At 72.4% G+C, this 11,655-nt stretch carries 6 protein-coding genes and 3 pseudogenes; 6 read left to right on the top strand and 3 right to left on the bottom strand.

Translation table 11 applies throughout. From position 1 onward, the window contains the following. The first annotated feature begins 295 nt into the window (after positions 1–295). From G6R25_RS28985 to G6R25_RS16395, 5 genes and pseudogenes are all read left to right on the top strand, one after another. A complete protein-coding gene (locus tag G6R25_RS28985) occupies positions 296–3,175 on the top strand; it encodes a non-ribosomal peptide synthetase (RefSeq protein WP_163553699.1) in 2,880 nt (959 codons plus the stop codon). Then, positions 3,057–5,084, top strand: a pseudogene (locus tag G6R25_RS28980) (amino acid adenylation domain-containing protein); the annotation flags it as partial. The gene G6R25_RS28985 and the pseudogene G6R25_RS28980, both read left to right, overlap by 119 nt. A gap of 102 nt (positions 5,085–5,186) precedes the next feature. After that, positions 5,187–5,552 (top strand): acyl carrier protein, encoded by a 366-nt coding sequence (locus tag G6R25_RS28975; protein ID WP_205447163.1) that lies wholly within the window; start codon positions 5,187–5,189, stop codon positions 5,550–5,552. Between the two features lie 33 nt (positions 5,553–5,585). Continuing rightward, positions 5,586–6,170, top strand: a pseudogene (locus tag G6R25_RS29790) (thioesterase II family protein); the annotation flags it as partial. Between the two features lie 39 nt (positions 6,171–6,209). Then, positions 6,210–8,885: an MFS transporter gene (locus G6R25_RS16395; RefSeq protein ID WP_336501684.1), complete on the top strand. Its 2,676-nt coding sequence runs from the start codon at positions 6,210–6,212 to the stop codon at positions 8,883–8,885. Between the two features lie 105 nt (positions 8,886–8,990). Here G6R25_RS16395 and fdxA read toward each other — a convergent pair whose 3' ends face one another. From fdxA to G6R25_RS31700, 3 genes and pseudogenes are all read right to left on the bottom strand, one after another. Then, complete coding sequence (gene fdxA, locus G6R25_RS16390) at positions 8,991–9,326, bottom strand: ferredoxin (RefSeq protein ID WP_163553696.1); 336 nt, start codon at positions 9,324–9,326, stop codon at positions 8,991–8,993. A gap of 337 nt (positions 9,327–9,663) precedes the next feature. Beyond that, entirely contained in the window at positions 9,664–10,290 is a 627-nt protein-coding gene (locus G6R25_RS31705; RefSeq protein WP_272871457.1) for an NAD(P)-dependent alcohol dehydrogenase, read from the bottom strand. Positions 10,291–10,427: 137 nt separating this feature from the next. Beyond that, positions 10,428–10,697 (bottom strand): annotated as a pseudogene (locus G6R25_RS31700) (alcohol dehydrogenase catalytic domain-containing protein); the annotation flags it as partial. 198 nt (positions 10,698–10,895) lie between these two features. Here G6R25_RS31700 and G6R25_RS16380 point away from each other — a divergent pair. Then, entirely contained in the window at positions 10,896–11,588 is a 693-nt protein-coding gene (locus G6R25_RS16380) for a TetR/AcrR family transcriptional regulator (RefSeq protein WP_205447160.1), read from the top strand. Positions 11,589–11,655 lie beyond the last annotated feature (67 nt).

Here is an 11,655-nt window from a genome sequence, read left to right as displayed (position 1 = left end):
GACACTCACACCCCGCAACAATTACCCAACCTCACAAATCGTTGCCGGGAATGGCTCAGCGGCAGCGACCGCCCTGAACCGCCCCGACACGTGGTTGCTGGTGATCGAGGTCGATCATCTCGTTGCAGCGGACTTTGTCTGACCAGGCTGGGCTGGAGGTCGTTGCCCTCGAGCATTCCGACCCCACCGTCGACTCCACCGCTCTGACGCTTGGGTTCCTGGTCCGTCCGAACCTGCGCTGAGCCTTCCCACTCGCTGAGCCGCTCCGTGGCCCGAGACCAAGGGATGTTTCCCAATGTCCGCTCTGCCCTACCCGCACGAGCTGCCGGCGGTGGCCGGCAATGTCACCCTTGTAGACGCGGTCTGGGCGCAGGTCGCCGCCCGCCGGCTCGCCCCCGCCGTCGTGGACGGCAGCATGAAGTGGAACTACCGGCAGCTGCGGGAGCGGGTCGACACCGTGGCCGGCCAGCTACTGGCCACAGGTGTGTGCCGTGGCGACGCCGTCGGCCTGTGCGCCCCGCGGGGCCGGGAGACGGTGGTCGGGATGCTTGCCGCGCTCGCTGTGGGAGCGGCCTTCCTTCCCCTCGACCCACACGGCGTGCCCGACCCACACGGCGTGCCCGCCCCGCCGTCGCAGGCGCTGGTCCGGGCCGCCGAGCTTGGCGTTGGGGTCGTCATGGCGCCCCGCCGCTGGCATTCCAGGTTCGCCGACACCGCGTGGCGCTGCTATGAGGTTGACCTGGACCGTGAGGTTGACCTGGACCATGAGTGGGCCGGCCGGAGCTCGCCTCCGCCGGCCGCGGGCCCCGACGCGCCCGATGACATCGCCTGCGTCCTGATGACGTCGGGCAGTACAGGGCGGCCGAAGCCGGTGGCGATCCCAGACGCGGCGCTGTGTCACGTGATCACGGCCCTTGCCGACGTGTACGAGCTGCGCCCGGGTGACCGGGTGCTGCAGTTCGCCCCGGCCACCGCCGACGTCGGCCTCGAAGAGATCTTCACGACGTTGGCGGCGGGGGCGACGGTCGTGGTCCGGGACGACGACATGATCTCTTCCCCGGCCCGGTTGCTGGCCCGCACCGCCGAGCTCGGCCTGACCGTGCTCTCGCTGCCCACCGCGTACTGGCACGAGGTTGTTGATGGCATGGTTCGTGACGGGCTGGTCCTGCCGCCGTCGTTGCGCCTGGTCACCGTCGGCGGGGAGGGACCGCGGGGGGAACGCGTCGAGGACTGGCGCCGGCTCACCGCCGGATCGGCGACCCGGCTGGTCAACGTTTACGGGCCCACCGAGACCACCATCGTCGCCACCACCGAGGAGCTGGCCGGGCCGGCGGTGCCCACACCCACAGACGCGATCATCTCGGTCGGCCGCCCGCTGCCCGGCGTGCAGATCAGCATCGAGGATCCCGACGGCCGTCCGGTCGAGGACGACGAGGACGGCGAGCTGGTCATCTCCGGACCCACCGTGGCCGCCGGCTACCTCGGCCTGCCCGAAGGTTCCTCTGGTGGTTTCATCACCAGTCCCGACGGTGCCCGCCGCTACCGGACAGGTGATCGAGCGCGCCGGCTTCCCGACGGCCGGTACGTGGTGCTCGGCCGCCTCGATCGGCAGGTCAAGGTGCGCGGATTCCGCGTCGATCTGGCCGAGGTGGAGAAGGCGATGCTGGCCGGCCCCGGAGTGCGCGACGCCGTGGCCGTCTACGATCCCGAGTCCGCCGGGCTGATCGGCTACGTGCTGCCGGTGGGGACGCTCTCCCCACCGGATCTGAAGCGGCTGCGTCGGCACCTGAACGAGACGCTGCCCGCGGTAGCCGTGCCGTCACGGCTTTTCCCCGTGGAGTCGTTCCCCCGCACCGACCGAGACAAGATCGACTACGCGGCGCTGGTGGCGCTGGCCGGCACCGCAGCGGCCACCTCGTCCTCGCCACCCGCCGCACCCGGGGCGTCCGGTGATCGGCCGGCTGCGACCGATCGGAAGCAGCGGATCTGCGCCGTGGTCAGCGACGCGCTCGACGGAACCCCGGTCGAACCCGACGACTCGTTCTTCGCACTCGGGGCCCACTCGCTCAGCATGGTCCGGATCGTGGCCGGGGTCGCGCGGGAGTTCGGCGTGGAGCTCGCCATGTCCACGGTGTACGGTCGCCCGACCGCGGCCGGCCTGCTCGCCCTCGTGGACCAGGCCGACCCCGCCGTTCCCACCAGCCCAGCCGGCGCCGTCGGGCGGGAGCCGGACCGACCGGCGCCACTGACCGCTTTCCAGCGCGACATGTGGTTGGCGGAGCAGCTCGCTCCGGGCACCCCGATGCACACCCTCGGACTGCGCTTCCGCCTGGACGGGGTCGACGACCCAGGCCGTCTCGCCGCAGCGTTGCGTGCCCTGGTCGCCGGCCACGACGCCTTCCGCGCCGTCGTGCGGGAGGGCGCCGACGGACCGACGCTCAGGGTCGGCGCGCAGCCCCCCGCGCTGCCCTTCGAGGCGCACGACCTGTGCGCGATCCCCGTCCGGGAACAGGCCGACCGCCGCGCCGAGCTCGCCGCCCGCCGCGGGCGCACGGTCTTCGACATCGCCACCGGCCCGCTGCTGGCCGCCACCGCGATCCGGCTCGGGGACCGGGAGTGGGAACTCGTCGTGGCCGTGCACCATCTGGTGTTCGACGGCTGGCCGGCCGTGGTGTTCGCCGAGCGGCTCGCCGCGCTGCTGGCGGGGGAGACCCCCGCACAGCTGCCCTCGTTCGCCGGGTATCTGCGGCGGCGGCGGACCGAGCCGCGCACCTTCGAGCACTGGATCGACCGCCTCGCCGCGGTCGACACCGACGTGGAGGTCCCCGCCGACCGGCCCCGTCCACCGGTGCGGTCCTTCACCGGCGCCACCCATCGGATCGCACTGCCCCTGGACCTGCTGGCCGCCGTCGAACGCGCCGCCCGAGCCCGGGCCACGACCCCCTCGGCGCTGCTGCTCGCCGGGGTGTCCGCCCGGCTCAGCGGGCACGGCGACGTCACCGGGCTCAGCCCGCTGGGCCCACCGCAACCCCGACACCGCCGCCGGCATCGGTGCCTACCTGACGATCGTGCCGCTGCGGGTCGACCTCTCCGACGACCCGGACTCCGCCACCGCGATCGGCCGGGCCGGCGGCGCTCTGATCGACGCCCTCGGCCACCCGGACGTGGCTCTTGACGAGCTGGTCCGGGCGCTGCCGGTGCGGCCGCACTCCGACCGCGGCCCGCTGACCCAGGTGATGCTCAACATCATCACGATTGCCCCGGCCTGGTCCCGCCGCGGCGACATCGCCGTCGAGCACCTCGGCGACACCGTCTCCGGCGGCGCCAAGCTCGACCTGAACCTGACCGTGGACCTGGCGCGGCCGGGCGCGCCCGAGCTGGCCGTCGAGTACGCCACGGACCTGTTCGCCCCAGCCACCGCCGCCCGCCTGCTCGAGCACCTGCTGATCCTGCTGCGCGACCTCGTCGAGCACCCCGGCCTGCCGGTCAGCCGGCTCGCGTTGCTGTCGCCGGCCCAGCGCGACGCCGTCCTGGCAGCCGGAGTGACCCCGGCTCCCGACGCCGACACCGACGCCGGGGACGCCCACGACCGCCCGCGCGGTGGGGCGCACCTGCTGGTCAGCGAACAGGCCCGGCTGTACCCGAACGCCACGGCCGTCCGCGACGGCGACGTGAGCTGGACCTACACCGAGCTGGAGCGGCGCGCCGATGTCCTCGGCGCGCGGCTGCTGGCCGTGGGGGTGACGCCCGGGGACCGGGTGGCGATCTGCCTGCCCCGCGGCCGGGACGCCTACGCCGCCGTGCTGGCGGTGTGGCGCGCCGGGGCCGCCTACGTGCCGCTGGACCCGCAGTACCCCGAGGACCGGCTGCGGTACACGCTCGCCGACAGCGGCACGACGGTGGTGTTGACCCGCCCCGGGACCTGGCCGGGCGAACTCACCGACACGGTGATGGTGGACGTCACCATGAACACCGGTTCGGCGGCGCCGCTGCCGGCCCGGCGGCCGCCGGGGCCGGAGACCGCGCCGACGGCCGCCGCCTACGTGATCTACACCTCCGGTACCACGGGCCGGCCCAAGGGCGTCGTCGTCGCGCACGCCAACCTGCACCACGCCGCGGCGATGTGGCGGCAGGCCTACGACCTGCGGCCCGGCGAGCGGCATCTGCAGGGCGCCAACACCTCGTTCGACGTGTTCGCCGGCGAGACGCTGCGGGCACTGACCACCGGCGGCTGCCTGGTGGCCTGTGGGCAGGAGACCCTGCTGGACCCGGCGGCGCTGGCCGCGCTGCTGGTCGAGGAGCGGATCGCGGTCGTCGAGCTGGTGCCGGCGGTGCTGCGCCGGCTGCTCGACCACGTGGAGCCTACGACCGGCGGCCCGCCGCCGCTGGCCGGAATCCGGGTCCTGGCCGGGGGCGCCGATGCCTGGGCGGTGCACGAGTACCGTCGCGCCGCCCGTGCGGTGAGGCCGGGCGGGCGGGTCGTCAACTCCTACGGCGTCACCGAGGCCACGATCGACAACGCCTACTTCGACGGCGACGTCACGCACCTGCCGGCCGAAGCGCCGCTGCCGATCGGGCGTCCCTACCCCGGCAACCGGCTCTACGTCCTCGACGACCGGGCGGAGCTGATGCCGTTCGGCGTACCAGGCGAGCTGTGGATTGGCGGAGCGGGGGTCGCGATCGGCTACCACGACCGCGTCGACCTCACCGCCACGCGGTTCCGGCCCGACCCGTTCGCGGGCGGGCCCGGCGCGCGGATGTACCGCACCGGCGACCGGGCACGTTTGCGCGCCGATGGTGTGCTGGAGCTGCTGGGCCGACTCGACGATCAGGTCAAGCTGCACGGGCATCGGATCGAGCTGGCCGAGGTTGAGGCCGCGCTCGCCGCGTTACCGCAGGTCGGCGCTGCGGCGGTGGTGCTGCGGCCCGACCGGCGGGGCACACCCCGGCTGGTCGGCTACGTCACCGCGCGGGACCCCGCCGACCCACCCGACCCGACCGGGCTGCGCGCGGCGCTGGCGCACTTTCTGCCCCGCCACGCCCTACCGACACAGACAGTGCTGCTCGACTCCTTGCCGCTGAACCCCAACGGCAAAGTGGACCGCCGGGCGCTGCCGGCACCTCCCGAGCCGCAGACCGCCGACGACCCGCCGACGCCGCCGCCGCGGACACGCGACCAGCAGGAGATGGCCGCCGTCTGGCGCCAGATCCTGGGCCACGACCAGATCGGCCCCGACGACGGCTTCTTCGAGCTCGGTGGCGACTCGTTCCTTGCGCTGCGGCTCATCAGGCAGGTCGAGCAGACGTTCGGTGTCCGGGTGGCGCTGCTCGACCTCTACCGGCATCCCACCATCACCCAGCTCGTCGAGCACCTGGAGACCAGGCGTGGCTCGGTCGGCGGGCCCGCGCGGCCCGACGCGCTGTTGCACCGGCTCACCGTCGCGGACGGATCGGCCGCCATGGGCACGATCGTCTGCATCCCGTACTCGGGTGGCCAGGCGGTCTCGTTCGAGCCGCTGGCTGCCGCGCTGCCCGACGGTTGGGCGCTGTAGGCGGCGCAGTTTCCAGGATGGGACTTCAGCCGCCCCGACGAGCCGTCGCTCGCCTTCGATGAGCTGGTGTCCCGCTGCGCGGACGAGATCACAAAACTGCCCGGGCCGATCTACCTTTACGGCCACTGCCACGGCGCCGCCGTCACCATCGCGCTCGCCAACCGGCTCCAGGAGCTGGGATCGCCGCAGTCCGGGGTGGCGGTCGGCGCGATGTTCCCGATGGCGCGCATGCCGGGACGCTTCTTCGACTGGATCTACCGGCGGTTCCAGGTGGACCGCCTGGTTTCCGACCGTGCCATCCAGGAAGAGGTCCGCGCCCTCGGCGGCGGCCTGGCCGGCCTGCAGGCCGACCCGGCCGAGCAAGCCGTCGTCATGCGCGCCGTGCGCCAGGACGAACGCTGCTCGGAGGAATACTTCACGCGGACGCTCACCGATCGTCACCATCCCCGGTTCTCCGCGCCGATGCTCAGCATCGTCGGCAGCAAGGACAGGGTCACCGAGCTGTATGCGGAGCGCTACCACGAATGGGAGCACTTCGCCGAGCAGGTGGACCTGGCGGTGCTGCCCCGAGCCGGGCACGGCTTCCTCAAGCACCAGGCCCCCGAGCTGGCCAGGACCCTCACCGACTGGGCGGCGGAGCTTCACGAGCCGGCTGCCATGGGACCGTCGAGCGGCGCGGCCCCGCAACCCGTGCCCCGCGACACCGCCGCCGGCGACACCGCCGCCGGCGACACCGCGGCCCGCGACACCACGGCCCGCGGCGGTGCGGTGGACGGATCCCGCCACCGGTCGCCGGATCCACGTCCCGGTTTCGGCCGGTTCGCGGTGGTGGCCGCCGGACAGCTCGTCTCCGCCATCGGCAGCGCGCTGAGCCTGCTCGTCATGAGCGTGTGGATGCTCGATCACACCGGCCGGATCTCCGCCTTCGCCACGACGGCCGCGGTTTCCCTGCTGCCCGGTATCCTGGTCGGCCCCGTCGCCGGCGCGGTGGCCGACCGTTACGGCCGGCGCACCGTGATGTTGATCGCCGACGCCACCGCGGGAGCCACCACGTTCGGCATGGCCATGCTCGTCGCCCTCAACCGGCCGAACCTGCTGGAGATCTGTCTGCTGTGCGGGCTGACCTCGGTCGCCGCAGCCTTCCAACGATCGGCCTTCCTGGCGGCCGTGGCCCAGCTGGTACCCAAGCCGTTTCTCGGCCACGCCAGTGGCGTCGTCCAACTCGGCGCCGGAATGGGGGCACTGTTCGCGCCCATGATCGGCGCGGGGCTGTTGGCCGTGCTGCCCCTGTCCGTCATCCTGCTGATCGACGCGGCCACCTTCACCGTGGCGGTGGGCACCCTCGCGGCCGTACGGTTCCCCGACCGGCTGTTCCGCCGCCGCGAGGAGTCGATGCGGGTGCAGCTGGCCCGGGGCGTCCGCTACGTGCTGCGCCGGCCAGGGCTGCGGGCGTTGATGGTGTTCTTCCTCGGCGACCACATCCTTTACGCCATCGGATTCACCCTCATCCAGCCGATGGTGCTGCTCGAGCACGGAGTCGGCACGCTCGGCCTGGTGCTGGTCGCAGGCGGCGTCGGGGCGCTGACCGGGGCGCTGACCATGAGCATCTGGGGTGGTACCCGGCGGCGGACCCACGGCATGCTCCTCGCCACCGCCGCGAGCAACGTGGCCATCGTGGTCATCGGCCTGGCCAGGGAGCCCTGGCTGATCGCCGTCGGAATGTTCGGGCTCGCCTTCAGCGAGGCGCTGATCGACGGCCACTGGATGGCGCTGCTGCAGACGAAGGAGGGACGGGTGAACTCGCTGTTCCTCGTCGTGGTCACCGTTTTCCTGCCGATCGGCTACCTGGTGATGGGACCGCTCGCCGACCACGTCCTGCGGCACACGCTCGAACCCGGTGGCGCACTGCACGACTCGGTGGGCCCGGTCCTGGGCACCGGGCCGGACCGAGGGCTCGGGTTCGTCGTGGTGATCAGCGGGCTCCTGCTCAGCGTCTGGCTGCTGCGCGCCTGGGCCAATCCGCGGCTGCGGCTGCTCGAGGACCACCTCCCCGACGCCGTTCCGGATGCGGAGATCTGGGACCGCGACACCGAGCAGGAACGCGCCGACCGCGCCATCCGCGCAGCCGCCGGAACAGCCGCTCCGGCCGCTCCGGCCGTCGGTGCAACGGTCGACGGACCGAGCGCCGAGGATCTGGCCTGGATCGAGACCTGGCGGGCGGTCTACGACCACGCACATAAAGGCACCGATAGCCCGGTCGTGGGACAGGACTTCACCGGCTGGAACTCCAGCTACGACGGCACCCCGATCCCCGCCGAGGAGATGCGGGAGTGGCGTGACGCCACCGTGGAGCGGACCCGCGAGTACCGGCCTCGACGGGTGCTCGAGATCGGAGTGGGCAGCGGCGCGCTGCTCGTGCCGCTCGCTGAGCACTGCGAGCACTACACGGGCACCGACCTGTCCTCGGTGGCCGTCGACACCCTCGACCGGGACCTGCGCGAGCAGCGTCCCGCCCTGCACCGCCGCGTCGAGCTGCGCGCGCAGCTGGGCCACGTCGCCGACGGCCTGCGCGCCAGCGGCTATGACCTGATCATCCTCAACTCGGTCGTGCAGTACTTCCCCAGCCGGGACTACCTGAGCGAGGTCCTCGACGTCGCGTTGGGCCTGTTGACGCCCGGCGGGCACATCTTCGTCGGCGACGTGCGCAACCTGCGGCTGCATGGTCATCTGCGGGCCGCCGTCAGACAGCACGCACCGTCCCCGGCGGCCGTGGCCGGCGCCGGGGATACCGAGCTGCTCGTCGACCCGGCCCTGTGGGACGACCTGGCCCGGGGCCGGCCGCAGATCGTCGGTGTCGACCTGCGCGTAAAACGCGGCCGAGCGCACAACGAGCTCACCCGCTACCGCTACGACGTCGTGCTGTCGACAGCCCCAGCCGAGGTCCGATCGGTCACGGCGATCCCGACCATGGCCTGGGGCTCCCAGCTGGCCAACCTCGACCAGCTGTCCCGGTTCATGGCGACGGACGCCCCGGCGCCGCTGCGGGTGACCGGGGTCCCCAACCGGCGGCTGCACAGCGGACCGCGCGCCCACGCGGCACCCGATCCCGAACAGTTCCACGCGCTCGCCGCCCGTCACGGCATGTGGGCGGCCCTGACCTGGTCGGACGAGGACGCCGAGTTGCTCGACGTCGTGCTGCTCCCCGCCACAACGCGACCGCCGCTCACCGGGCTGCTCACCCGCACCGGACGAGACGACGACCTCACGCACCGTCCGCTGGCCAACTCCCCGGCCGCCCGGACTGTCCCGACGCCCGATCCCGTTCTCCTCTGACCCAGCCGCTTCGCCGGTGTGCACCTACCCCGGGTGGGACCCGCCGTGCGGGTCCCACCCGGCGGGAGGCCCGGGGCGGGAAGCCGCCGGGCCGCCCGCGGGGCGTCACTTCTCGTAAGCGGCCACGAAGGGGGTGTCGGCCTTGATCTTGCCGAGGCGGGTGGCGCCGCCGGGCTCGCCGAGCGGCTCGTCGCGGCCCGGGAGGATGTTGGTGAAGAACGCCGCCTCGCTGTCGAGGAACTCCTGGTCCTTCGCCTTTATCCGGTCGTCACTGAGGACCGCGCCGACGGGGCAGGCGACCGCGCAGGCCCCGCAGTCGGTGCACTCGTCCGGGTTGATGTACATCTTGCGGCCGCCCTCGTAGATGCAGTCGGCCGGGCATCCTTCCAGGCAGGCGCCGTCCTTGACATCAATACACCCGGCGGTGATGACGAATGGCATGAGGGTCCTCGTTTCCGGATCGACGTTGCGGACCGCTGCTGAGCGGTCGGCAATCGCGTGGCTGGCCTACGACTTTCGTTCCGGCTGGTGGGCCGGGGCGGGTGCCGTGCGGCGAACCCGAAAGGAATCGTAGCGGGCCCGGCGAGGTCGAAACGGCGCGCGCTGTGAATGTCATGTAAACAAACAGCGTGCGAGAAGGGTGGCGTCAATATTTCTCGGGAGCGGGAAAAAATGATGCCAAGGATAATGTTGACGATGAACTTATCCTGGCTCTTTTCCTGCTGCCGTTGGGTCGAGGCGCAGGTCAGCGTGGCCGCACCTCGACCCGGGCCCGAAGCTATTCCTGGGTCAGGGTGGCGATGTCGATGACGAATCGGTAGCGCACGTCGCTGCGCAGCACCCGCTCGTAGGCCTCGTCGACCTCGTCGGCGCCGATGAGCTCGATCTCGGAGGCGATTCCGTGCTCGGCGCAGAAGTCGAGCATCTCCTGGGTCTCGCGGATGCCCCCGACGCTGGAACCGGCGAGGCTGCGCCGACCGCCCAGCAGCGAGAACACGCTGAACGAGCTCGACTCGGGCGGTGCGCCCAGGTTGACCATCGTGCCGTCCAGGCGCAGCAGGCCGAGGTAGGCGTCCAGCGGCAGGTTCGCCGACACGGTGTTGATGATCAGGTCGAACGAGCGGCGCAGCGTCTTGAACGTCGCGGTGTCGCCGGTGGCGTAGTAGTGGTCGGCGCCGAGGCGCAGGCCGTCGCTCTCCTTGCTCAGCGTCTGGCTGAGCACGGTCACCTCGGCGCCGAGCGCGTGGGCGATCTTGACGGCCATGTGGCCGAGCCTGCCCATGCCGACGACGGCGACCTTCGTGCCGGGGCCGGCCTGCCAGTGCCGCAGCGGCGAGTAGACGGTGATCCCGGCGCACAGCAGCGGGGCCGCCGCGTCGAAGGGCAGCGCCTCGGGGATGCGCACGACGAAGTGCTCGGTGACGGGGACGCTCTGGCTGTAGCCGCCGTAGGTTGTCTCGCGTTGTACGTCGGCACCGCGCCCTTGAGGCAGTACTGCTCCTCACCGGCCTCGCACGCCTCACACTCGCCGCACGAGTCGACGAAGCAGCCCACGCCGACCCGGTCGCCGACGGCGTACTTCGTCACCCCCGGGCCGACCGCGGCGACCACACCGGCGATCTCGTGGCCGGGCACGAGCGGGAAGGTGCCCCGGCCCCACTCCTCCTTGGCCTGGTGGATGTCACTGTGGCAGATGCCGGCGTACTTGATGTCGATGAGGACATCACGGTCGCGCAGCTCGCGGCGTTCGACCGTCGAGCGCTCGAACTTGGCGCCCGGGCTGGGGACGACCAGCGCTGCGGTGGTTGCCATGAAACTCCCTCAAGCCCTCGCCACCGCCGGGCGGGTGCACCGCGGGGAACGCGGCGAGGGCCGTGATGATCGATGTGTGACGCGGACGAAAGTCTGCGAACGGCCCCCGGCGCCGGCACCCCGGCCCCACAATGTAAGAGCACACTCACTTCCGTTGTATGGTGCACAGACGTCCAGGCGTCGGGACCGGAGGCGGCGATGGTGGAGCCCGTCCACCCGGTGGAGCCGACCGGCCCGGTGGGGACGGCCCGTTCTCCGGCGTCCGGCGAGCCGGATCGGCGGCCCCCCGCGCGCAACTCCTATCACCACGGTGATCTGGCGGCCGCGCTGGTGGCCGGCGCCCTCGACCTGATCGCCCAGGGCGGCCTGGCGGCCTTCTCCGTCGCCGCGGTCGCTCGCCGTGTCGGGGTGAGTTCGGCGGCGCCGTACCGGCACTTCCCCGATCGCGACAGCCTGCTCGCGGCGGCCGCCGCCGCGGCGCGCCAGCTCACCGGGCAGCTGCGCGCGGCCGCGGACCACGCCGGCGCCGATCCGGTGCAGCGGCTGGCCGCCACCGCCGGCGCCTACACCAGGTTCGTCATCGAACGCCGCGCCGGGATGGACCTCCTGTTCGCCCCGGGGCTGGCGGGTAGCCGCCACCCGCAGCTCGGCGCGCAGACCCGGGCCCTGCTCGACATGCTGCTCCCGCTCGTGCTGGCCCTGCCCGCGGTGGCGAGCTACCGCGACGCGCTCCTGCTCGTCGAGCAGCACCTCGCCCAGGCCCACGGGCACGCCGTGTTCCACCTCGACGGCGTGTTCGCCCAGCATCGCCGCAGCGTCGACCAGGCCGCCGCCGCAGCCGTCGCCACGGCCCGGATGCTCGTCGCCGGCCACGCTGCCGGGCGCCCCTGATCGTTGCCGCTGCTCAGGCAGTGCGTCAGGCAGTGCGTCAGGCAGTGCGCCTTTCCCGGTAACGTTT

It is taken from the genome of Candidatus Frankia alpina (assembly GCF_902806485.1).
GTDB classification, from domain to species: Bacteria; Actinomycetota; Actinomycetes; order Frankiales; family Frankiaceae; genus Frankia; species Frankia alpina.
This window is presented reverse-complemented; position numbering and strand designations above follow the sequence as displayed.